Genomic DNA, 22,672 nt, shown 5'->3' on the forward strand with positions numbered 1-22,672 from the left:
AGCCAATAACAGGAGCATGCGACAACCATGAGTCTGCGGGTTATTTTGCGCATTTTAGGGCTGTTGCTGATGCTATTCAGCCTGACCATGCTTCCTCCAACGCTGATTTCACTCTGGTTTCGCGACGGCGTATGGAGTGCCTTTATTAGCGGCATTGCAATTTCGGTGGTGACCGGATTGCTGCTTTACCTGCCTAACCGCCGCGCGCAAAAAGAGCTGCGTATCCGCGATGGTTTTATTATCGCCGCAATGTTCTGGACGGTGCTGGCGCTATTTGGCTCGCTGCCGCTAATGCTGTTTGGCGAAGGCTCACTGAATATTACCGATGCGGTATTTGAATCGTTCTCCGGTTTAACCACTACCGGCGCTACCGTGATTACCGGCATCGACTTTTTACCCGAATCGATTCTCTACTACCGCCAGCAGCTCCAGTGGCTGGGCGGCATGGGGATCGTCGTATTGGCCGTCGCCATTTTGCCCACTCTAGGGGTTGGTGGCATGGCACTTTATCGCACCGAAATACCGGGGCCGCTGAAAGACTCCAAGCTCACCCCACGTATTACCGAAACCGCCAAGGCACTGTGGTATATCTACGCCACGCTTACCCTCGCCTGCATGATCGCCTATATGTTGGCGGGCATGAGCTGGTTCGATGCGTTAAGTCATAGCTTTTCGACCGTCGCCAACGGCGGGTTTTCTACCTATGACGCCAGTATCGGCTATTTTGATAGCGCCACGATTGAAATGATCTGCATCGCCTTCATGCTTATTTCTGCCTTCAGCTTTAGCCTGCACTTTATCGCCTGGCGGGAAAAAAGCCTGTTGCACTACTTTCACGACCCTGAAGCACGTTTTTTGATGCTGTTTCTGCTCGCCTTGTCTGTAATCACCGTGTTGTCGCTGTTGTTAACCAATACCTATGACACACTGCGCGGGCTACGCCACGGGGTTTTCCAAGTCGTCTCGGTCGCCACCACGGCGGGTTATAGTGTCGCCGACTTCTCCATGTGGCCTGGCGCCCTACCCTTTCTGCTGTTTGTCGCGGCGTTCGTCGGTGGCTGCTCCGGTTCTACCGGTGGCGGCATGAAGGTCATTCGGATTATCTTGATCCTTAAACAGGGCATGCGCGAGATTATGCGGCTGATCCACCCCAATGCGGTGATTGCGGTCAAAGTGGGCAAAGTCAGCGTGCCCGACAGCATTGCCCAAGCGGTATGGGGGTTCTTTTCGGTTTACATGTTGCTGTTCTTTATCATGTTGGTCGGGGTGATGGCGACTGGGGTTGACCAGGTAACGGCTTGGTCCACTGTGGGGTCAGCGCTCAACAACCTAGGCCCAGCGCTGGGTGAAGCAAGTACCCACTATGGTGAGATGCCCACGCTAGCAAAATGGATTCTGGTACTCGCCATGCTGCTCGGGCGACTGGAAATTTTCACGGTTCTAGTGCTGTTTACCCCCGCTTTTTGGCGGCGTTAAGCCCTGCATATCAGACATGCACTTCAGACCCCTTATTGATCTTGAGAGCCATTAATGTCCCACGAAGAAACGTCCCATCAAGACACGCCTCACCAAAAGACTGGGCCGCAGGCGGAAATGCCGGCCGCACTCCCGGCCACCAGTGGGCCATTAACAACGTTCACTATCGGTGAAACCCGCTACACGCTGTTGGGTACGGCCCATGTGTCGGCAGAAAGTGCCGACGATGTGCGCAAACTGATAGATAGCGGCGCCTTTGATGCGGTGGCCATCGAACTCTGCGATGCTCGTCACCACAGCATGTCGAACCCAGACGCCATGGGCGAGCAGGACCTGTTTCAAGTATTCAGGGAAGGCAAAGCGGGCATGGTCGCGGCGAGCTTAGCGCTTGGCGCTTTTCAACAGCGTATTGCTGACCAATCCGGCATTCAGCCTGGGGCCGAAATGCGCGCTGCCGTTGAAGAAGCCAGTCGTCTCAAGCTGCCACTGCTGCTGGTCGACCGCGATGTAGGCGTGACGCTAAAGCGCATCTACCGCAACGTGCCCTGGTGGCAGCGCTTTTCGCTATTTTCAGGGCTTATCGGCAGCGTGCTCTCGCGTCAGGATGTCTCTAAAGAGGACATCGAAAAACTCAAAGAAGGCGACATGCTGGAAGCCACCTTCAGCGAGTTTGCCGCCGAATCCGAAGCGCTCTATACGCCGCTGATTCGCGAGCGCGACCGCTACATGGCGCTACGGTTAGCCGAAGAGGCGCCGCCAGGGCGCTACCAGCACGTGCTGGTGGTGATTGGTGCAGGCCACTTAAAAGGCACCGGCGAACACTTGGAAGCACCACTGCCCGCCGACCCGAAAATAGAGCGCGAATCGTTGGAGGCCACTCCGCCGCCGTCCAAACTGTGGAAAGCTCTGCCTTGGCTGATTACCGCGTTGGTACTCACCGGCTTTGCGATTGGTTTTTCGCGCAATACTGACCTTGGCTGGCAGCTGGTACTTGAGTGGTTCTTGATTAACGGCATTCTCTCTGGTGGGGCGACCATCATTGCCCTGGCGCACCCGGTGACCGTGATTGCGACTTTCTTTGCCGCGCCGCTGACCTCGTTGAACCCAACGATTGGCGCTGGCTTTGTCGCCGCTGGGGTTGAGCTCTATATGCGCAAACCCAAAGTGCGCGATTTTTCATCGCTGCGCCACGATGTGACGCAATTAAAAGGCTGGTGGCAAAACCGCGTATCGCGCACCCTGCTGGTGTTTATTCTCGCCACACTAGGCTCTGCGGTGGGCACCTGGGTAGCCGGGTTCAGAATCGCCGGCGCCCTGTTTGGCAACGCGTAAAACGCCCTCACAGCGCTCATTCCTCTATGGGCGCTGCTTCTTGTTTGGCTAACAGGCGCCGCATCGCCGCGGTCGGCGAGTCGATTTTGTGATGCAGTCGGCTCGCCGCGTAGCTATCGTTAAACACCTCAAAGTAATCATCCAGCACATCCGCAGCGACCGTATCTCCGCCCTGACGCAGCAGCTCAATCGCCACTTCCGCAGTACAAAGGTGCGATTTTGACGCCGGTTTGCGCAGCCGATAACGCGTCTCCCGCTCGGTTCTCAATGGCAGCACAGGCAATGCATCCAGATAGGCGCTTTTACGGAACATGCGCCGCGCCTGACGCCAGGTGCCATCCAGAATGATAAATACCGGAATGCGCGTCTGCGCTTTCGCCGCATGCACCGCTTCGATACCCACCACCCGATCCGCGTAGTCGGGCTGGTCATCGGGAAAAATCACAAAGGGAGCATAGCGAGGGTCTTTCAACAGCGCTGACAGCTGTGCATCCGGCGCCGTACGGTACCAGGTAAAGATTCGCGTCTCGTTAAGCACATCACCAATCAAGCGACCGGTATTTGTCGGTTTGTAGTGCTCGATCGAATGCGTTAACAGCCACACCTGAGCGACGCTTTCCGCCTTCACTTGATAGGGGCACAAACAATTAAGCACCGGTAAATTGCACCCTTCACAGCGCGTGACAAAACTGCCGCGCGCTTTGAATTCACGCCTGGGCGGGCGCGGATGCTCAGCAGCTGAGTAATGATTTACGGTGTCATGATCAATAGAGTGATCGTTCAAAGCACTCTCATCAGCAGAGCTTTTAAAAGCAGACATCCGCGCTCCAAAGAGTGGGGGAAACTAAGAGTGAAAAAGGGCGCAGAGTATAAATGAGCACGGCGTCCTTTGACGAATATTTCCAACACCACCGTAAACCTAAAAATATCTCAACGTTGACACCCAAAGCGCAACGCCGCTAAAGTCTCGTCAACTAATACAGATAATAAGGTTTACAGATGACCGTGCATCACGAACAGTTCCTTCATGAACAACGCCACGACTGGACGCTAGAAGAGATCAACGCGCTTTTCGCGCTGCCGTTCAATGATCTGCTGTTTCAAGCCCAGCAGGTTCACCGTGCCCACTTCGATGCTAACGCGGTGCAGGTCTCTACCCTGCTATCGATCAAGACCGGCGCCTGCCCGGAAGACTGCAAGTACTGCCCCCAGTCCGGCCACTACAACACCCAGCTGGAGAAAGAGAAGCTGCTGGAGATTGAAAAGGTGGTCGAACAAGCCAAGGCCGCGAAAGAGGCAGGCGCCAGTCGCTTTTGCATGGGCGCCGCCTGGCGCAGCCCTCGCGATAAGGATCTACTGCTGGTCGAAGAGATGGTTCGTCAGGTAAAAGCCGTGGGCCTGGAGACCTGCATGACGCTGGGGATGGTCGACGGCGAACAGGCCAGCCGACTGGCCACGGCAGGACTCGATTACTACAACCACAACCTGGATACCTCGCCGGAGTTCTACGGCGAAATCATAACCACCCGCACCTACAGCGACCGGCTGGAAACCCTCTCCAACGTGCGCGATGCAGGCATGAAAGTGTGCTCCGGCGGCATTCTGGGTATGGGTGAGGATGCCAAGGATCGTAGCGCCCTGCTGCAACAACTGGCTAAGCTGTCGCCACATCCGGAGTCCGTACCTATCAATATGCTGGTGAAAGTGCCCGGCACGCCGCTGGAAAACGTCGAGGATTTAGACCCGATCGAGTTCATCCGCGCCATTGCGGTCGCCCGCATCATGATGCCGCAAAGCCATGTGCGGCTCTCCGCTGGCCGTGAGCAGATGAACGAATCGACCCAGGCGCTGGCGTTTTTGGCAGGCGCCAACTCGATCTTCTACGGCGACAAACTGCTGACCACCGGCAACCCCCAGGTGGATCGTGACCGCGCGCTGTTTGCCAAGCTGGGCCTGCACCCTGAGAAGCGCGAGACCTGCGAAAGCGAAGATATCCAAGCGGCACGCCTTGCCCAACAGGCACAGCAGCAGGTGCACGCCGAACGCGTTGCCGAGCTGGCGGTAGATGCCAGTGTCTGAAGCGTGGCAACAGCGCCTGGCCGACGCCCGCGCTCATCGTCAACAGACGGAGCGTTGGCGAATTCGTCAGGTAGCCAAAAGCAATACCCTCGACTTTGCGGGTAATGACTACTTAGGCCTCGCTCAAGACCCGCGCGTTAGCGAGGCCCAGGCGGCGGGCGCTCACCGTTACGGTGCAGGTGCAGGCGCTTCGCATTTGGTCAGCGGTCATCTGGAGATTCACGACGCCTTGGAAGAAGCGTTAGCGCGCTGGACAGGCCGCGAACGTGCGCTGCTGTTTTCTACCGGCTATATGGCCAATCTCGGCGTGCTGCAAGCGCTGGCTGATCGCCATACCGCTATTTTCCAGGATCGCCTCAACCACGCATCGCTAATCGATGGCGCCGCGTTAAGCGGTGCCCGCTCGCGTCGCTTTCATCACCGCGATGCTATTGATCTGGAAAGCCTGCTGGCGCGCAGTGAGTGCGCGCATAAGCTCGTGGTCAGCGATGGCGTTTTCAGTATGGATGGCGATATCGCCGACATTGCCACGCTGGTCGAAGTCAGTCGGCAGCACAGCGCCTGGCTGATGATCGATGATGCCCACGGGGTAGGCGTGCTAGGCGACAATGGCAGCGGCTGCGTGGGCAGCGCCTGGAGTAGTACGGACGTGCCGATTCTTGTCGGCACGTTAGGCAAAGCGTTAGGTACCGCAGGGGCATTTGTTGCTGGCAATGCCGAGTTAATCGATCACCTGATTCAGTTTTCACGCAGCTATATCTACACCACCGCCCAGCCTCCGGCCATCGCCGCCGCGACGTTAAAAGCGCTGGAGATCGTTCAGAGTGAACAGGGACTCCGCGCCCAGCTAAACACTAATATCGCTTACTTTCGCCATGAGGCGCTGCACTTGGGACTACCTCTCAGCGATTCGACCACCCCCATTCAGCCGCTGATCCTGGGGGACGAAGCGCGCACCCTAAGCTGGGCGTTACAGCTCCAGCAAAAGGGCATACAGGTGGGGGCGATTAGACCGCCAACGGTGCCCAAGGGTGAGTCCCGTCTGCGTGTGACTTTAAGTGCGCGCCACCAGCACGACGATATTGATCAACTGTTAGCCGCGCTCCACCACTGCCAGCACCAAGAGGCGTTATGCAGCCCCTGCGCTTAATCCTGCTCTCCGGCTGGGGAATCGACCAGCGGATTTGGCAGCCGCTCGAGGCGCACTGGCCCACCTGTCTAGCTGCCCAGACAGTAGAGTGGCCCGGCTACGGCGATACGCCCTCACTTGAGGCCAACGCGACGCTGGAAGAGCTGGCCGAGGCTATGGCCGAGTCGTTAGCCAGCGATGCGGTTTGGGTCGGCTGGTCATTGGGTGGGCTACTGGCTACGGCGCTACTGGCATATCTCCCCCCACCACGGGGCCTGATCCTGCTCGGTGCGGGGGATGCATTCTGTGTCAAAGACGAGGTCAGTGCCAAAGGGGGCGTCACTAGTGCCGAGCTGAGTGCCTTTCAGCGCGCCTTTCAACGCGACCCCACCGCAACCTGGCAACACTTTTTGCGCTGGCAGACACAAGGGGAGCCTAGCCCCCGGCAGGCTTACCGGCAACTGCAGGACCTGCTGGGCGATACACCGCCCGCCGATATCACCTCCTTAGCTGCCGGCCTGCACTGGCTGGCGTCGATTGATAATCGCTCAAGGCTAGCAGCCTCCCCTTGCCCGGTAGTACACCTCACTGGCGAGCATGACCCATTCATCAGCCCCGCCCAGCGCCGCATAAGCGAACCCCTAAGCGGTGTCGGCCACTGCCCGATGCTCTCGCAGCCCCAGGTGCTCGCCGCCGCGATTATCCGTCATGCTACCCAGATGACTAACGTCAGCACGGCGGTTTTATGAGCGACCTAACGCTGAACAGCGAGGTTAACTGGCAAGCACGGGTCGCCCACGCCTTTTCCCGGGCTGCGCCCCGCTATGATGTACTCGCCACTGCCCAGCGCCAAATAGGCGAAATGCTTTGGGATTCGTTACCTCCAAGCGCTTTTAACGTGTTGGATATGGGGTGCGGTACCGGCTACTGGACTCAGCAGTTGGCTGAACGTTACCCCCAAGCCCGCGTAACGGGGCTCGATATCGCCCCCGGCATGCTCGAACAGGCACGTCAGCGCTATAGTGAAAGTATCCACTGGCAACCGGGTGACGCTGTGGCCCTGCCGTTTGGTAAGCACACCTTTGATCTAGTGTTTTCCAACTTGGCGGTGCAGTGGTGTCGCAATATTGGCGCGGTGATGGAGGAGCTTTACCGGGTTCTCACACCCGGCGGGGAGGCGCATATCACCACGCTGCTGCCCGGCACCCTGGAGGAGATTGCCTTTGCCTGGCAGCGCCCCGAGGCGCTGCTGCAAATGCCTGATCGCGCCAGTGTCGAGAGGGCCATCGGCGAAAGCGGCTTAACCATCACCCGTCAGGCGGCCAGCGTTGAGCGCTTCAGTTACCCTGACTTGAAGGCGGTAATGGCGTCTATCAAAGGTGTCGGCGCTCAGATTGCCCGGCCACAGGCCAGCCTTAGCCGAAATGACGTCGCCGCCGCACAAGCGCGCTTTGAACAACTCCGCCAGCCGGAAGGCCTACCCGTGAGCTACCACTGCTTAACGCTGCACTTGGAAAAATCGCTATGAACGTCTGGTTTGTGACGGGCACCGATACCGATGCGGGTAAAACCCTAGTGACCAGTGGATTGCTCTATGCCGCCCGCCAACAGCAGTTGAGCACGCTGGGCTTAAAACCCATCGCCTCAGGCAGCCAAGCGACGCCTGAAGGCCTGCAAAATAGCGATGCCCTCGCCCTTCAGCATCAAAGCGTGCCGCCGGTCGACTACGTCAAGGTGAATCCCATCGCCTTTGCCCCCGCTATTGCGCCCCATCTTGCCGCGCTAGAGACGGGCCAGCCGCTTGAGGTTAGCGCTATCGTTAGCTTGTTGCGCGAAACGCTTAGCCAAACACCCAGAGATATCACCCTGATTGAAGGCGCCGGTGGCTGGCGCGTACCGTTAAACGCGCAGGAAGATTTCGCCGACCTGGCGATAGCGCTTGAGCTGCCGGTGATTCTGGTGGTTGGCCTAAAGCTGGGCTGCTTAAACCATGCCCGCTTAACAGCAGAAGCCATTCGCGCCGACGGCTTGGTAGTAGCAGGATGGGCGGGCAGCGTAGTTGATCCCGCTTTTGCGGCTGACACAGCCCGCTTTGAGGCCAATATCGCCCATCTAAACGCCAAACTCGCGGCGCCCTGTTTAGGCATTATTCCCCATCTTGATGCCCCCGACGCCGCAACTGCCGCCCCCTATCTCTCCCTGGAGCCGTTATGAACACGCCGGTTTGGCATCCTTATGCCCACTTAAAAACCCAAACGCCCGCGCCCAAGGTGGTGGGCGGTGACGGTACTCACTTTGTGCTCGAGAGCGGCGAACGCTTATTGGATGCCACCTGCTCCTGGTGGTGCATGATTCACGGCTATGGCCACCCGCGCCTGGTGGCGGCCATTCGCGAGCAGGCAGGTGAGCTGTGCCATGTGATGCTTGGCGGCTTAACCCACGACCCCGCCGACCAGTTGGCGCGCGAGCTGGTGCGCATTACCCCCGCCGGGCTGAACCACGTTTTCTATTCGGACAGCGGCTCGGTAGGCATGGAAGTGGCGATGAAAATGGCCCTCCAGTACCAGGTACTCACCGGCAACCCCGGCAAGCAAAAGATGCTCTCGTTGATGAAGGCCTACCACGGTGACACCACCGGCTGCATGGCAGTGTGCGACCCGGAAGAAGGCATGCACAGTCTGTTCGCCAGCCTACTCCCCCAACACCATTTCGCCCCGGCACCTACGGCTCCTTTTAATGCTAGCGCTGAACAGGTTGAACACGATCTTGGCGCCCTGCGCAGCGTACTTGAGCGCCACCATGAGGAGATCGCCGCCCTACTAATGGAGCCGCTTTTACAAGCTGCTGGCGGGCTTAATATGACCTCGCCGGACTATGTCACTGGCGCCAGGGAACTGTGCGATGAGTTTGGGGTGCTGTTGATTTTTGACGAAGTCGCCACCGGCTTTGGCCGCACCGGCAAACTGTTTGCTGCCAATCACGCGGGGGTCACGCCGGATATCATGGTGCTTTCCAAAGGCTTGACCGGCGGCTATTTAGGCCACGCTGCGACGCTCGCCACAGATCGCGTCCACGACGCCTTTGTCGGCGATACTCCCCAGCACGCCTTTATGCACGGGCCTACCTTTATGGGCAACCCGCTGGCCTGCCGCGTGGCGCTGGAAAGCCTGCGCGTCTTCGAGGAAGAGAATTACCTGGGCAAAATTGCCAAGCTCAGCCAGCAGTTGCAGCATGAGCTACTTGAAGACCAAGCGCTGAATGCACATCCGGCCGTGGCTGACGTTCGAGTCCTTGGCGCCACCGCCGTGATCGAAGCGCACTCCGCCGAGGCGCTAAAAGGCGTAGGCGACTTCGCCCGCGAGCGCGGCGTATGGCTGCGCCCCATTGACCGCTGGCTCTACACCATGCCCGCCTACATCACCTCGGAAGCGGAAATCACTCAGATTACCAGCGTGATGAAAGCATGGTTTCTTGAGTCGTAATGGCTCAGGAAAGCAGCAAATTACCCTGCTGCTTCCAACGATTCACTAGCGCCGGAACGTCTTCTCCGCCAGTGGCATTGATTGCCAGCACACACGGCGGGCCTCGTTCGCGGCGCGTATCACTGCAGTCCGTCCTGACCGTCGATCAGCACCAGTGTCTGTTCTGCCGTGACCCGCATCAGACATTGCGCGGTTGCAGGGCTACCGCCGGTGCCGCCACCCCATTTCGCCCGCTCGAAATCGCAGCGGGCATCGCGGTAGCCGATCCAGGCCCGTTGCATAGCCTTCAGCGTTGGCGCCTGTGCCGGTGTGTTCCAACTGTCATCCTCTGCCTCAGCGTCAGCTGAGGCGTACATCGCCATCAGGTCGCTGTAAGCGGTGTTTAACCTGTCGTCCCAAAACTGCCGTTCCCGATCTAGACAACCCCCCATAACGACGGTCGTGGAACCGCCCTCTGTGTCAGCCATGCAGGCATTAGCGGATTCACCAACGCAGGCCAGCCGAGCGTCACCCGATGCGTCAGCAAGGCAGGACTGCGTTGCCTCGTTCGAATAAGTCATATCCTGCGCGGCAACACCGCCCGTCCAAGCCATCACGATAACAATGCTACAGATTGCGCTCTTCACGTGCTTTTTTCCCTTTATATTTGCGTGCTCGGCGCCACCGCCCTGATTGAAGCGCCCTCGCAGAAGGCTGTGCCGAGCCGGTCTCGAATTTTTAAGACAACAGCAAATTACCCTGCTGCTTCCAGCGATTTACCAACGCCGGAACGCCTTCTCCAGCGGTGGTATTGATTGCCAGCACACCCGGCGGGCTGAGCATATCCGCCTCAGGGTCGACCAGCGCGCAGGGTGTGTCGTAGTCAATGTAAGAGAGCAGCGAAGCGGCAGGCATGACCGCCAGCGACGTGCCCACGACCAGCAGAAAATCAGCCTGGCTAACAAGTTCACAGGCATCTTCAAACAGCGGCACCGACTCTCCAAACCAGACCACATCGGGACGCAGCTGGCTGCCTTTATCGCAGACATTCCCCAGCTCAATCCCCCCTTTGGGCAGCGGGTAGCGCATACGCTCATCGATGGAAGAGCGTGCTTTTAAAATCTCACCGTGCAGGTGCAGCACGTGTCGGGAGCCTGCTCGCTCGTGCAGGTCATCGATATTCTGGGTAATGATACTGACGCTAAAGCCGCCTTGCTCCAGAGCAGCCAGCGCTTTATGGGCGGCGTTGGGCTTGGCACGACGGATCTGCTCGCGGCGCTGATTATAGAAATCCAACACCTGCTGCGGATTGCGCTGCCACGCCTGGGGGGTAGCCACATCCTCGACCGGGTGGTTTTCCCACAGGCCGTCGCTGGCGCGAAAGGTTTTAATCCCGCTCTCGGCGCTAATCCCCGAGCCGGTTAATACCACCAAATGCGGGCTTGCTGCCATGTTTACCTCGTCGTTTATGTTCCACTTTTTCTTAAGTCAAACACTAATATACTAGCTGCCCGATGCTGCCCGCAAAACGCTGCTTGTTACGGTAAGGATAAACATCGATGACGCGCCCATCGATGATGGCCTGCTGCAGTTCCAGCCAGTATTCCGGATCAAATAGCTCGGGGTGCTGCGCCATGAACATATCGCGCAGCGCCTTATTAGCGAACATGAAAGGGCCAAACTCCTCTGGAAAAATATCGTTAGGACCGATGGACAACGTATCCCCCCCCTGGAAGTCATTGCCCTGGGATTTGGGCATATGCCGAAAACGACACTCGGTGAGGTAGCAGACTTCATCGTAGTCGTAGAAAATCACCCTTCCATGGCGTGTCACGCCAAAATTTTTCAGCAGCATATCGCCGGGAAAAATATTCGCCGCAGCCATTTGCTTAATGGCATTGCCGTAATCCTTAAGCACCATCTCCTTCTCTTGGTCGCTGCACTGCTCCAGATAGATATTCAGCGGTGTCATCATGCGCTCGGTATAGCAATGTTTGATAATCACCTTATCGCCTTTCAACACAACGGTTGAGGGCGCCACTTCCAGTAAGTGCTCCAGACACTCCGGCGCAAAATGATCCTGACGGACAATAAAATTGGAGAACTCTTGCGTATCGGCCATACGCCCTACTCGGTCATGGCGCTTTACTAGTCGATACTTTTCGCGCACCACGGCGTGGGTCACGTCTTTGGCCGGGTCGAATTTATCTTTAATGATCTTAAACACGGTTCGAAAACTGGGCAGCACAAACACCGCCATCACCATGCCACGCACGCCAGGGGCAATAATAAACTGTTCCTCCCGCTTGGCGACCTGACGATTCAGCGCCCGGAAAAGTTCGGTTTTACCATGTTTGAAGAAGCCGATTGAGGCATAGAGCTCACCTTCTGGCTTATGCGGCATCAACTGCTGAAGATAATCGACAAACTCCCTGGGTACCGCCACCTCCACCTGAAAGTAAGCGCGGGTGAAGGAGAAGATAATCGACACCTCGTCAGTTTCGATCAATACCGTATCCAGGCTCAGGCTGGCATCGCCTCCTGCCTGCTCACCAAAACCCTCGCCGTGGAGTACCGGTAGCACCAGTGGCACCTGCTCACCGCCGCCGATAATCCGTCCCACCAGATAAGCCCCTTTATTGCGATAAAAGACGCTATTCAGCAGCTCGATTTCAGTATCATCGTCGTCCAACATCGCCGAGGGTAAGTGCTGCTGTAAGAAGGTGGCGCCGAGGTGGGTATCCTGGTCTATCTCCGCAAAGCGATTTTCGAAGGGAGCATCGATAAGCGCCCATTTGAGCGCAGCTTGCCAGTCGCCGTTAACCTGTTTGCGACGGCATAAGTCAATTCCCGAGCGGTGGGCGGCATCCTCCCGGGAGCTATACACAAACATCCAGTCGTTGCGAATATGGCGATGATGGAAAATCGCACAGAACAGCGAGTTAAAAAAGGTTTCAGCGAGTTCATAATCGAGTCGGAGGCTGATCAGCTCAGCGTAGTGGTTGCGCGCCTCTCGCCAGCACTCGCAGTGGGATACCACTTCGGGATCGAAAGTGCGCTTTAAGCGCCCCAGGGTAACGTCGATTTTCTCCTTATATAGATTGATCCGCTCCGCGGAGGCTTGCTGCGTTTCGCGCCACGCCGCGTCACGGAAACGACGGCTGGCATCGGCAGTAATCTCTTTAAAACGCGCACGGTACTCATCGAAGCCATGCAAAATCGTCGTCGCTAAGCGGTATGCAGGTGCGTGCTTCACGGGCCGTACTCCTGTGGATTTACGCTAGTAGCGTTGCCTAACGGTAAACTACATGCGAGACGACCTTGGTGGATACCCGTGCTCCGTTAGCGAACAGATTCAATGCGGCTGACCTGCAAACGGAAAGGCCCTGCCGTTCGATCCGCAATTAAAAAGCCGAGCTGGTGAATCTCGCTGGGCGTGACTGCGGGGGCATCGTTGAGCAGCGTGCCACGCCGCACCGCCTCAAAGACGCTCCAGGGGAAGTGCAGCGTTTCCCAGCTATCCTGAGCAGGCGTAAATTTCACTCGGTACGCTGAGGCATTGCCAAGGGAGGTGCTTTTCAGGCGCAACTGATAGGTACGCCCATCGCCCCGCACTGTCAGCGCTATTCCCCAGGCATCCGCCAGGGTTGGTTCAAAACCGTTGGGCTCGCGGCGAACCGAGGCAAAGCCCCCGCCGTTTTCCAGCGACACCTCGCCATGAAAGCGCCCTTCGTTGTCAGTAACGCTAAATGTGCTCTGAGAAACACCGCCCATTACGCCATCGTCAACCGCGTACCAGCGCTGCTGCTCGTTTGGGTTATCAAATGTCAACGCCATGATTACTCCTTCTCATTAGCTAAAAAAGCCTCTTTGCCGCAGGGCAAAGAGGCTCGTTCAGCCTAGGTGATTAACCTTGCAAATTATAGCTTCGCCGTCGTGACCGCTGGTTCTGAATCCTGGCTATCCAGCTCTTCAGGTGATGTGACCACTAGCGCAAACTCCTCCTCGGCGGTTTTCGCAACGAGATGATTCTTGCTATAGAGGAAGAAGTAGGCTGCGCCAACAATGAACAGCACAATGGTGTAGTTAAAGGCACGTGGGTCGAAGGCGTATACCCCGGTGAGCGCGACCAGGGAAAGCACCAGCGCAATGCCTGATGTGACAACACCGCCAGGGGTTTTATACGGGCGAGGCAGATCAGGCTGCTGCACACGCAGCATAATGTGGCTCAGTGCCATCAGTGCGTAGGAAATGGTTGCTCCGACCACGGCCATCCCCAGCATTAAGTCGCCTTCACCGCTGAGTGAGACTAAAAAGCCAAATACGCCCGGTACGATCAACGCCAAATAAGGCACCTTACGCCCGCTAGTCAGCGATAAGCGCTTAGGCAAATAGCCCGCCCGTGAGAGCGCAAATACCAATCGGCTGTAGCCGTAAATAATCGAAAAGAACGAGGCAATTAGCCCAGCCAAGCCCAGCACGTTAACCAGCGTGGCCAGGGTCGGGTTGCCCGCCTCGTTCAACGCATCTACTAATGGCACGCCGCTTTGGCCAATCATTTCGGCACCCGCCGCACCGGCCAGCAGCACCACGACTAACAGTGCAGTGAAGAGCAGAAACAGCATCGCCGCGATAATGCCTTTGGGCATATCTCGGGCGGGGTCTTTAGCCTCTTCCGACGCCAGCGGTACACCTTCCACTGCCAGGAACAGCCACATACCAAACGGCAGCGCCGCCCAAACGCCGTACCAGCCAAACGGCATAAAGGTGCTGGCGCCCGCCGCATCAGTGGGCGCAATATCAAACAGGTTGGCAGCATCGAAACTGCCTATCAGCGCGACAGCGGTCGCCAGAATGGCGAACACCGCTAGGCCACTAATCACCATCATGACCTTGAGCGCTTCCCCCACGCCTGCCAAATGAATGCCAATAAACACGGCGTAGAAAATCAGGTACACCAGCGGGCCGTCAATACCGATTAACGCCTCTACCGCGGCACCGATAAAGATCACAATCGCCGCTGGGGCCAAGGCGTACTCGATCAATACCGCCAACCCGGTTAAGTAACCACCGGCAGGCCCCATTGCCTGGCGGGCAAAGCTATAGCCACCGCCTGCTGCGGGAAGTGCCGCTGACATTTCCGCGAGCGACAGCACCAAAGCCAAGTACATCAGCGCCATCAAACAGGCGGCAATCGCAAAGCCACCCCAGCCCGCTTCAGCGATGCCAAAGTTCCACCCGGCGAAGTCACCGGAAATGACGTAGGAAACCCCAAGCCCTGCTAGCAGTATCCAGCCAGCGGTGCCTTTGCGTAGTTGGCGTTTTGCCAAATACACCTGATCAATCGATGGTTGTGTCATCGTTTTGCCCTTTCAGTGTGGAACGAAATCGTCGTCAGCGGCGTGCTGTTGTTTACTAACGCTGTTCCATTTTGTTATGTGACTGTTGTTGTTTGATCGTTGTTATAGGTGTCGTTTTTGGGGCGAAGCTAATCCGCCACCAGGAAGTTACGCGTCGAGCCTGATGCTGATTCGCCTTCCAACACATCGTCTTCGCTGCGGTCTTTCAACTTAACGCCAGACAATTTGAGCTGGCGGGCCTCTTTTAAGAGTAGAAAAAAGCGTCTAGCGGCCTCCTCTATTTGCAAACCCGCCGGGCGCACGTTGGAAATGCAGTTGCGCCGGTCATCCTTAAGCCCCGGTTCCGGTGCCCAGGTCATATACAGCCCTAAGCTATCTGGCGAGCTTAGCCCTGGTCGTTCGCCGATCATCACCAGCACGGCGTCAGCATTGAGCAGCCCTCCAATCTCATCGCCAATGGCCACCCGCCCCTGCTCAACAATCGTTAACGGCGCTAGCTGCCAATCGGCGGCGTCACTGCTCAACATCTGATAAAGCGTGCTAAGAAAGGGCGCGCTGTTTTGCTGCACGGCCAGCGCGGAAAGCCCATCGACCACAACCACCGCAAGGTCATAGCGTTGCTGAGAAGTAGCCGCTTGCTGCAACTGCTCTCGGGTCTCGTCGTTAAGGCGACGGCCATAGTCGGGTCGTTGCAGATACATGGCGCGGTCTTGAGCGTGGCTGTGTAGGCGAAGCGGCGCCTCAGTCAAATTGAGGGCTTGGGTCAGCTCGTTGGAGAGCGTTTCCACATCCAGCGGACAGTGAACCGCATCCTGGGCTTGGGCATGGGCTAACTGAAATGCCAGCAGTTTGCTGGTCGGCAGGCTAACCCCAGCGCGCCCCAGACCAATGCGCGCATCGGTAAAGGCATTTAGCCGCTCCCAAGGGTTTTCCACTACGATGGGGGATGAGGGTTTATGTGACATGTCGCGGCTCCTTGGGCAGGTGGCGCAGGCTGTTGGCAAAGGCGGCGGGAAGCTGGTCATTGAGCCGGTGGGTGCTGACATCCTGGAAAATCTGCATCTCTTCGAGCCAGCGTTCAAATTCGGGCGCGGCCTTGAGCCCCAGGACTCGCCGTGCGTAGAGGGCATCGTGGAAGGAAGTCGTCTGGTAATTGAGCATAATGTCGTCGGAGCCGGGAATGCCCATAATGAAATTGCAGCCCGCCACGCCCAGCAGCGTCAGCAGGTTATCCATATCGTTTTGATCGGCTTCGGCGTGGTTGGTGTAGCAGACATCGCAGCCCATGGGGACGCCTAACAGCTTGCCGCAGAAGTGGTCTTCAAGGCCCGCACGGGTGATCTCCTTGCCGTCGAACAGGTACTCGGGGCCGATAAAGCCCACCACGGTATTGACCAGCAGCGGATTGAACTTACGCGCTACCGCGTAAGCGCGGGCTTCGCAGGTTTGCTGGTCGAGCCCGTGGTGGGCATCGGCGGAGAGCGAGCTGCCCTGGCCGGTTTCGAAATACATCACGTTGCGGCCCACCGTGCCGCGATTGAGCGACTGCGCCGCAGCTTCGGCTTCGGCGAGAGTACCCAAATCAAAGCCAAAGCTGCGGTTGGTGGCTTCGGTGCCGCCGATCGACTGAAAGACCAGATCCACCGGGGCGCCCTGCTCGATCGCCTCCAAGGTGTTCGTTACGTGGGTAAGCACGCAGGCTTGGGTGGGAATTTGATACTTCTGAATTACCTCATCCATCAGGCGCATCAGCTTGACGCTCTGGGCGACGTTATCTGTCGCGGGGTTGATGCCAATGACTGCATCGCCGCTGCCATAGAGCAGGCCATCTAAAATACTGGCCGCAATACCGGTTACATCATCGGTGGGATGGTTGGGCTGAAGGCGTGTCGAGAGCCGCCCCGGCAGGCCAATCGTATTGCGAAAAGCGGTGGTGACCCGGCACTTTTTAGCCACCAGAATCAAATCCTGATTGCGCATCAGCTTGCTGACGGCGGCGGCCATTTCGGGGGTAATTCCCGCTTTTACTTCTGTTAATACGTCACTAGTTGCGTGATCGGATAAGAGCCAGTTACGAAAGTCGCCGACGGTGAGGTGACGTAGGGGAGCGAAGGCGTCGGCGTCATGATCGTCAATAATCAGCCGGGTAATCTCATCCTCTTCGTAAGGAATCAGGGCCTCATTCAAAAAAGTGGTAAGCGGGAGGTCGGCGAGTACCATTTGAGCGACCACGCGCTCTTCAGCGCTCTCCGCCATTACCCCGGCCAAGCGGTCGCCGGAACGAGGCGGTGTGGCTTTGGCCATCAACTCTGCCAGGCTTGCAAAGCGATAGCTGCGGCTTCCCACCGTGGTGTGATAGGTCTGCGCCATAGAGCGGTCCTTTTTGTCATGACTGCTTTACATCGCGCTGGCTGCGCGTTGAGGTACGAAACTTGCTTGTTTCCACCATAGCGCTATCACTAGAGAGGGAGTATCGAGTTTTGGCAAACCCAAGAATATTTAATAAATTTAAATAAATACATAAAGTTAGGACGTTAGTCCAGCAATATTGAATGCATATAACGCCACAAGGAGAGCCCCATGACCACGCTCGACAACGCATTTGCACCAAAAAGATGCGTTCAGGAAGCGTTCGATGCCGATGAGCACGCGCAAAACCTGACGCGCTGGCAGCAGGAGTACGACCAGCTCAGCCCTGGCAGCTTCTATGGTCGCCTGGATGAAGTGGCATTAGAAACGATGCAAGTTTTCAAGGAGCACACCGGACAAGCGCTACGCCAGCAGTGTCGGGTATGGCCAAACTCGCTATGGATCGGCATCCCCACGACGCGACATGGCACGCGGATCAATGGCCAAGCGCTTAGCGAGGGCGACGTCATGTGCCGCCCCGGTGGGCGGGATTTTGAATTGGTGACGCCGGAAGGATTCGACATCTATGGGCTGGTGATTCAATTGCCAGCGTTAGCAGAGGCGGCCAAGCGGCAGGGGATGAGCTTAGATACAGGCTGGCACGTCATGCCCCGTCGGCAAGCGGCGACCGAAACGCTCAATGCCGTCGCGTTTCTTATCGAGCGCCTGCTGACTAGCCAAACGCTGGCAATTGCCAGCCATATACATCAAGACATTCTGCTGATGGCGCTGCTTGAACTCCTGCAAGCCGAACAGCCTAGTGCAGAGCTGCCCCCCAGCTACGCGCACCGCAAGGAAGTGGTTGACCGGGTGAAGCGCTACGTGGACGAGCATATGGATGGCCCGGTCACCATGGATGAACTGTGCCAGTTGACCCATGTTAGTCGGCGCACGCTGCAGTACAGCTTTACGGCCATTTTGGGCATTAGTCCGCTGCAGTATTTACGTTTAACGCGGCTCAATCGTGTCCGTCGGGCGCTGCGAGCCGCATCACCCGAACAGTCGGTAACGGAAATAGCCACTTACTGGGGCTTCTGGCATCTGGGCCAATTCGCCCACGACTATAAGCAGCAGTTTGGTGAGTGTCCGTCACATACGCTTAACCCAAAAGTAAGCTTAGCTAAAGGTCGGTAGATCCGTGGATTCACGCCCTGGCAGACCCAATTCAAACCAACTGTGATGCGCCTTACTATCGACCCATAGGTGATAGTGCAATTGAGATATCATCACTGGATCATCTAGAAAATCCAATCGTTCCAATCGACTCATCCCCGCTGGCCCCATCAACACGGCGCGAGAAACCCGCTCGGCTCGGCGCTGGCGTATGGGCTCGACATCGGTGTGCCGTGATGTGCCTAAAGCCGTCGCCAACGCATTAGGCACGGGCTCTACCACCACTCGGACAAAAGAGGGTGCCGACATCCCGGTGTTCATCTGGGCAAGCAAACTCACCATGCGTCGCAGCACCCGTGGTGGCTGCGTTTCTTCAGGAATCCGGAAAAGCCGCTTTTGAAAGCAGAACCGCCCTAACGAGACACGGCTCGACAGTGCCGATACCGGGATAGACAGCATCAAAGCGACGACGATGGGCGAGAGCCACCAAAGAAAGGTAGGCTCCATAACGTAAACACCCGCTGCCCACACAGCTCCAATGAGAGTCTGTGTCCAATGAGCTCGGATGGCATCCCCCCATGTCGTATCGCTATTTTCCCGCGATGGTGAGCGCCATTGCACCGCCCACCCCATTACTGACGTGAGTACAAACCGGGTATGAAACAGCATTCTTACCGGCGCTAACAACATCGAGAATAGCGACTCGAGCACCATGCTCGTCAATACCTTGAGCGGCCCGCCATAGTGGCGGCTACCTTTTATCCATACCAGCAATACGCTTAGCAACTTGGGCAAGAACAGCAGTAATGCCGTCACGCCGAACAAGCCCACCGCTAAGGTGGGATTCCATTGCGGCCAAACAGGAAACAGCATCCCCGGCTCGGGAAAGTAGTCGGGCGTGCTAAAGCTATGCACGGCTAGAAGTGCGGTGGAAAGAATTAAAAAAAGGCACCATAGCGGCGCTGACAGATAAGACATTAAACCGGTCAGGAAGACGGCACGGTGTACCGGATGAATACCTTGTGAGAAAAACAGCCGGAAGTTCATCAAATTTCCGTGACACCAGCGCCTGTCGCGATTGAGCTCATCCAGCAAATTAGGCGGCATTTCCTCATAGCTGCCTTCCAGTTTATAGGCAATCCACACCCCCCAACCCGCACGTCGCATCAGCGCCGCCTCGACAAAGTCATGGGATAAAATCTCCCCCGACATGGAGCCTTTACCGGGCAGCGGCGCCAGTATGCAGTGCTGCATAAACGGGGCCAGACGAATGATCGCGTTATGGCCCCAGTAGTGCGACTCGCCCAGTTGCCAAAAATGGAGCCCGGCGGTAAATAGCGGCCCGTAAACCCGCGTCGCAAACTGCTGCATGCGGGCGTACAGATTTAGGCGCCCCGAAGCGCGTGGTGCTGTTTGGATAATGCCGACCCTGGAGTGCACCTCCATCATTTGCACCAGTCGGGTCAGGCATTTGCCGCTCATGACACTATCGGCATCCAGCACCACCATATAACGATAGAGCGCCCCCCAGCGACGGCAAAAATCGTCAAGGTTACCGCTTTTGCGTTTGACACGGCGCTGCCGACGGCGATAGTAAACTTGGCCGAAAGCATTCAGGTCACGGCACAACACCAGCCAGGCGTAGGTTTCTTGAATGGCAATATCGGGATCAGACGTATCGCTCAGGATGAAGATGTCAAAATGCCGATCATTACCCGTGCTGCGCAAAGACTCCAGGGTGGCGCGCACGCCGGCAAATACCCTGGCAACGTCCTCGTTACATATGGGCACCAGCAACGCTGTGCGCGCCTCATCATCAATCGGCTCGTCACCCACCTCGCTATCAATGGCGTAACGGTCATGGCGGCGTAATAGCTGGAAAAACCCCATCAAGGCCGTCCAAAACCCGGCCGATACCCAGGCGAATAGCAGCACAAACAACGATAGGATAGTGATCTCAAGCCACTGCAGGCCTTGGCCGGGGAGTACAGTGCGCATCTGATTGGCGGCAATGATACTTTGACCAAAAATCAGCACCAGCAAAATCCAACGACGCCTTCTGGCGACCCACTTCCAGGACGCGGAGGGTGACTCTCTTCTGCGCTTTCGAAAATCCCCGTTAGCCCAGCGCTTGAAACGTCGACCAATATTTATGAAAGGATTGGTCGACCACTTCTGGGGGGCCAACGGCGTGCGTTTCATCGGTGGCGCAGTGCGTAGACGCGTAATGCCAGATGCATCCGTTGACAATACCTCTGGCGGCGCTAACGGCGGCTCTGCATAGGCAAGCGCCAAGCGTCGTCCCACTGATAAGGCCGCTGGATCATCACTATTTTTATTCTGCCAATCACCTTCACCCTCGCTATCTCCACCCAACGCAGCATGTAGCGAAGCCATATCCTGTTTATCAAGGTCACCGACTAATAACGAGTAGCGCTCCTTACGATCCCGGGTCTCCAATGCCAATCGTTCTAAATACAGATCCGTTGGCGTTGCCTGGGAAGAGGACATTGTCTCAGCCATTAGCGGGCAGCCTGTAATACCAAGTCTCGGACATTTGCTTGCCCTCGAGTACTAGCTTGGCCCTGATATCCAAAGGCTGGTTGCCATTATCGCGCTTCACGTTAACAAACACACGCCAACCGTTGGTCGCTGGATTATGCACAACGCGACTATTGGCTAATTCGCCATTATCGCCAACGCTGGCCTCTACGCTCATATTGGCATCGCTGGGGATGCCGGAAAGCGAGGGCCCGATAAAATCGAGGACGAAAGCGAGCGTACCGTCAGGCTCACGCACCAGATTATCGCGTATCACTTCTCCCCGTGAGCGACGTGTTTCTTCAACCCACGCAAGCTGAGGATCAAGGTGACGGCTTTCATCGGTTGTAAACGTAATACGGTAATCGAACGCCAGCGGTGTTTCAGGATCATGCGTTTCGTCAGCCAACCACATTGATACGATGTTGTCGTTGGTCTCGTTGTCGGTGGGAATCTGGATCAACTCAACGCTACCGGCCCCCCATTCGTTTTGTGGCTCAACCCAGGCGCTTGGGCGCAGATCATAACGTGCGGCAATGTCCTGATAATCGCTAAAATTGTGACCACGTTGCATCAGTCCATACCCGCGTAACTGAGGCGTTGCGTGTCGATTCATCATCAATCGGGCTGGATTGGCTAGCGGGCGCCATGCCCACCCATTCTGCGCATCATTGATTAATAGGCCATTAGAGTCATGGATTGCCGGGATATAGTGTTGTGTCGAAGAGGGCTGTTCTGGGCCGTAAAGGTACATACTGGTGAGTGGTGCTATCCCCAATTTCTCGACCGCCCGGCGCAAATATAGCCGCGACTGTACGTCTACTAAGGTGTCTTCTCCGGGGCGTAACACGAAGCGGTAGGCACCGGTAACGCTAGGCGAGTCAAGCAGGGCGAAAATCGTCAAGTACTGACTTTCTAGGCTAGGCTCGATGATCCACATTTCGCTAAAGCGAGGGAACTCTTCGCCTGAGGGCAACCCTGTATCAACAGCCAGGCCGCGCCCTGAAAGACCATAAACCTGCCCTCTGCCAATTGCGCGAAAATAGCTTGCCCCCAGAAAGACCATCACCTCCTCATTGCGATTTCCTTCCTTGAGCGCATGGTTGATCCTGACACCAGCAATACCAACGCCATCGCTATTTTTCGCTTCGTCGGAGATACCTAAATCACCGTAAGTGAAGTCATCTGGGTTATAAGCAAAGCCATGCACCTCACCGTCCTGATCAATGCTGTTTAATTGGATGGCGCTGTCATAATGCATCCCTTCATGGATAAAACTCAGGGTGAAAGGTGCGCCTCTACCGCTCCAAACGTCGCGATCTCGCTTGTACTGTATTTGCGCATACTCTGCAAAGCTGAGTTCGCGCAGCTCATTGGGCAACGATGTTTCCGGGGCGCGGTAGCCCTGCTGCGCGAGTTCCTCTGCTTTTTTAACGACATCATCAAAGCCAAACGCAAAAGCCTCAACAGGAATGCTTCCAATCAGCAGCCCACCTAGAACGGCTAGAGAAAAAAAATCGTTACGGCGTGAAAATTTACTCTGTGGGGTCGATCCACTCATTTAGCGTAATCCTCCTGTACAATCCTTTGACTGAATTCAAATACGCTTATTTGCCGAATCGACATACGTGAGAGACCATTCGATCAGCTAATTGCGTCCTTTTGCTATTGCTCGCCATCGCCAACATACACACCATGCGCGCATGTAAAGATTAGATTACATTTTAGGTATAGCATGAGTCTAGACTACTTGGCACCCTGACTGACCGAGC

19 protein-coding genes are annotated in these 22,672 nt (G+C 56.6%); 9 read left to right on the top strand and 10 right to left on the bottom strand.

Annotated elements, in window-relative coordinates; genetic code table 11:
* Positions 1-27: 27 nt before the first annotated feature.
* Positions 28-1,476, top strand: coding sequence for a TrkH family potassium uptake protein (locus tag CXF87_RS16135; RefSeq protein WP_101147329.1), 1,449 nt, complete (start codon positions 28-30; stop codon positions 1,474-1,476).
* A gap of 54 nt (positions 1,477-1,530) precedes the next feature.
* Positions 1,531-2,808 (top strand): TraB/GumN family protein, encoded by a 1,278-nt coding sequence (locus tag CXF87_RS16140; protein ID WP_101147330.1) that lies wholly within the window; start codon positions 1,531-1,533, stop codon positions 2,806-2,808.
* Between the two features lie 16 nt (positions 2,809-2,824).
* Here CXF87_RS16140 and CXF87_RS16145 read toward each other — a convergent pair whose 3' ends face one another.
* On the bottom strand, positions 2,825-3,628 hold the full coding sequence (locus tag CXF87_RS16145; protein WP_101147331.1) for a tRNA-uridine aminocarboxypropyltransferase: 804 nt from the start codon (positions 3,626-3,628) through the stop codon (positions 2,825-2,827).
* A 179-nt stretch (positions 3,629-3,807) separates the two neighbouring features.
* On the opposite strand from CXF87_RS16145, the gene bioB reads away from it, so the two are divergent.
* Genes bioB through bioA form a run of 6 tightly spaced genes read left to right on the top strand, consistent with a single transcriptional unit; the run spans position 3,808 to position 9,498 of the window.
* Entirely contained in the window at positions 3,808-4,887 is a 1,080-nt protein-coding gene (gene bioB, locus CXF87_RS16150) for a biotin synthase BioB (protein ID WP_101147332.1), read from the top strand.
* Positions 4,874-6,037: an 8-amino-7-oxononanoate synthase gene (bioF, locus tag CXF87_RS16155; RefSeq protein WP_101147333.1), complete on the top strand. Its 1,164-nt coding sequence runs from the start codon at positions 4,874-4,876 to the stop codon at positions 6,035-6,037. Before bioB ends, bioF begins: the two co-directional genes overlap by 14 nt.
* Positions 6,019-6,765 (top strand): alpha/beta fold hydrolase, encoded by a 747-nt coding sequence (locus tag CXF87_RS16160; protein WP_101147334.1) that lies wholly within the window; start codon positions 6,019-6,021, stop codon positions 6,763-6,765. The genes bioF and CXF87_RS16160 overlap by 19 nt, the downstream gene beginning before the upstream one ends.
* Entirely contained in the window at positions 6,762-7,544 is a 783-nt protein-coding gene (gene bioC / locus CXF87_RS16165; protein WP_035564635.1) for a malonyl-ACP O-methyltransferase BioC, read from the top strand. Before CXF87_RS16160 ends, bioC begins: the two co-directional genes overlap by 4 nt.
* Positions 7,541-8,230 (top strand): dethiobiotin synthase, encoded by a 690-nt coding sequence (bioD, locus tag CXF87_RS16170; RefSeq protein ID WP_035564637.1) that lies wholly within the window; start codon positions 7,541-7,543, stop codon positions 8,228-8,230. The genes bioC and bioD overlap by 4 nt, the downstream gene beginning before the upstream one ends.
* Complete coding sequence (bioA, locus tag CXF87_RS16175; RefSeq protein ID WP_035564639.1) at positions 8,227-9,498, top strand: adenosylmethionine--8-amino-7-oxononanoate transaminase; 1,272 nt, start codon at positions 8,227-8,229, stop codon at positions 9,496-9,498. The genes bioD and bioA overlap by 4 nt, the downstream gene beginning before the upstream one ends.
* A 119-nt stretch (positions 9,499-9,617) precedes the next feature.
* Here bioA and CXF87_RS16185 read toward each other — a convergent pair whose 3' ends face one another.
* The 7 genes from CXF87_RS16185 to CXF87_RS16215 form a co-directional block, all read right to left on the bottom strand.
* On the bottom strand, positions 9,618-10,058 hold the full coding sequence (locus CXF87_RS16185; protein WP_198556119.1) for a lysozyme inhibitor LprI family protein: 441 nt from the start codon (positions 10,056-10,058) through the stop codon (positions 9,618-9,620).
* A 157-nt stretch (positions 10,059-10,215) separates the two neighbouring features.
* Complete coding sequence (locus tag CXF87_RS16190; protein WP_035564641.1) at positions 10,216-10,929, bottom strand: SIR2 family NAD-dependent protein deacylase; 714 nt, start codon at positions 10,927-10,929, stop codon at positions 10,216-10,218.
* A gap of 43 nt (positions 10,930-10,972) precedes the next feature.
* Positions 10,973-12,733, bottom strand: coding sequence for a bifunctional isocitrate dehydrogenase kinase/phosphatase (gene aceK, locus CXF87_RS16195; protein ID WP_101147335.1), 1,761 nt, complete (start codon positions 12,731-12,733; stop codon positions 10,973-10,975).
* An 86-nt stretch (positions 12,734-12,819) separates the two neighbouring features.
* Positions 12,820-13,314, bottom strand: a complete 495-nt coding sequence (locus tag CXF87_RS16200) for a CIA30 family protein (RefSeq protein WP_101147336.1) — start codon at positions 13,312-13,314, stop codon at positions 12,820-12,822.
* A gap of 83 nt (positions 13,315-13,397) precedes the next feature.
* Complete coding sequence (gene eat / locus CXF87_RS16205; RefSeq protein WP_101147337.1) at positions 13,398-14,837, bottom strand: ethanolamine permease; 1,440 nt, start codon at positions 14,835-14,837, stop codon at positions 13,398-13,400.
* Between the two features lie 128 nt (positions 14,838-14,965).
* On the bottom strand, positions 14,966-15,802 hold the full coding sequence (gene eutC, locus CXF87_RS16210; protein ID WP_101147338.1) for an ethanolamine ammonia-lyase subunit EutC: 837 nt from the start codon (positions 15,800-15,802) through the stop codon (positions 14,966-14,968).
* Positions 15,792-17,207 carry an ethanolamine ammonia-lyase subunit EutB gene (locus tag CXF87_RS16215; RefSeq protein WP_101147339.1) on the bottom strand — a complete coding sequence of 472 codons (1,416 nt, stop codon included), beginning with the start codon at positions 17,205-17,207 and terminating at the stop codon, positions 15,792-15,794. Before CXF87_RS16215 ends, eutC begins: the two co-directional genes overlap by 11 nt.
* Before the next feature lie 210 nt (positions 17,208-17,417).
* On the opposite strand from CXF87_RS16215, the gene CXF87_RS16220 reads away from it, so the two are divergent.
* Positions 17,418-18,380, top strand: a complete 963-nt coding sequence (locus tag CXF87_RS16220; RefSeq protein ID WP_101147340.1) for a helix-turn-helix domain-containing protein — start codon at positions 17,418-17,420, stop codon at positions 18,378-18,380.
* Here CXF87_RS16220 and mdoH read toward each other — a convergent pair.
* A complete protein-coding gene (gene mdoH / locus CXF87_RS16225) occupies positions 18,363-20,882 on the bottom strand; it encodes a glucans biosynthesis glucosyltransferase MdoH (RefSeq protein ID WP_101147341.1) in 2,520 nt (839 codons plus the stop codon). The two genes, CXF87_RS16220 and mdoH, sit on opposite strands and share 18 nt — an antisense overlap.
* Positions 20,875-22,461: a glucan biosynthesis protein G gene (locus tag CXF87_RS16230; RefSeq protein WP_101147342.1), complete on the bottom strand. Its 1,587-nt coding sequence runs from the start codon at positions 22,459-22,461 to the stop codon at positions 20,875-20,877. Before CXF87_RS16230 ends, mdoH begins: the two co-directional genes overlap by 8 nt.
* Between the last annotated feature and the right edge of the window lie 211 nt (positions 22,462-22,672).

Source organism: Halomonas sp. MES3-P3E (assembly GCF_002836035.1).
GTDB classification, from domain to species: domain Bacteria; phylum Pseudomonadota; class Gammaproteobacteria; order Pseudomonadales; family Halomonadaceae; genus Vreelandella; species Vreelandella arctica.

Coding starts and splice junctions, on each gene's coding strand:
- CXF87_RS16135 (WP_101147329.1), top strand. CDS start 28: ATGAGTCTGCGGGTTATTTTGCGCATTTTAGGGCTGTTGCTGATGCTA.
- CXF87_RS16140 (WP_101147330.1), top strand. CDS start 1,531: ATGTCCCACGAAGAAACGTCCCATCAAGACACGCCTCACCAAAAGACT.
- CXF87_RS16145 (WP_101147331.1), bottom strand. CDS start 3,628: ATGTCTGCTTTTAAAAGCTCTGCTGATGAGAGTGCTTTGAACGATCAC.
- bioB (WP_101147332.1), top strand. CDS start 3,808: ATGACCGTGCATCACGAACAGTTCCTTCATGAACAACGCCACGACTGG.
- bioF (WP_101147333.1), top strand. CDS start 4,874: ATGCCAGTGTCTGAAGCGTGGCAACAGCGCCTGGCCGACGCCCGCGCT.
- CXF87_RS16160 (WP_101147334.1), top strand. CDS start 6,019: ATGCAGCCCCTGCGCTTAATCCTGCTCTCCGGCTGGGGAATCGACCAG.
- bioC (WP_035564635.1), top strand. CDS start 6,762: ATGAGCGACCTAACGCTGAACAGCGAGGTTAACTGGCAAGCACGGGTC.
- bioD (WP_035564637.1), top strand. CDS start 7,541: ATGAACGTCTGGTTTGTGACGGGCACCGATACCGATGCGGGTAAAACC.
- bioA (WP_035564639.1), top strand. CDS start 8,227: ATGAACACGCCGGTTTGGCATCCTTATGCCCACTTAAAAACCCAAACG.
- CXF87_RS16185 (WP_198556119.1), bottom strand. CDS start 10,058: ATGACTTATTCGAACGAGGCAACGCAGTCCTGCCTTGCTGACGCATCG.
- CXF87_RS16190 (WP_035564641.1), bottom strand. CDS start 10,929: ATGGCAGCAAGCCCGCATTTGGTGGTATTAACCGGCTCGGGGATTAGC.
- CXF87_RS16200 (WP_101147336.1), bottom strand. CDS start 13,314: ATGGCGTTGACATTTGATAACCCAAACGAGCAGCAGCGCTGGTACGCG.
- eat (WP_101147337.1), bottom strand. CDS start 14,837: ATGACACAACCATCGATTGATCAGGTGTATTTGGCAAAACGCCAACTA.
- eutC (WP_101147338.1), bottom strand. CDS start 15,802: ATGTCACATAAACCCTCATCCCCCATCGTAGTGGAAAACCCTTGGGAG.
- CXF87_RS16215 (WP_101147339.1), bottom strand. CDS start 17,207: ATGGCGCAGACCTATCACACCACGGTGGGAAGCCGCAGCTATCGCTTT.
- CXF87_RS16220 (WP_101147340.1), top strand. CDS start 17,418: ATGACCACGCTCGACAACGCATTTGCACCAAAAAGATGCGTTCAGGAA.
- mdoH (WP_101147341.1), bottom strand. CDS start 20,882: ATGGCTGAGACAATGTCCTCTTCCCAGGCAACGCCAACGGATCTGTAT.
- CXF87_RS16230 (WP_101147342.1), bottom strand. CDS start 22,461: ATGAGTGGATCGACCCCACAGAGTAAATTTTCACGCCGTAACGATTTT.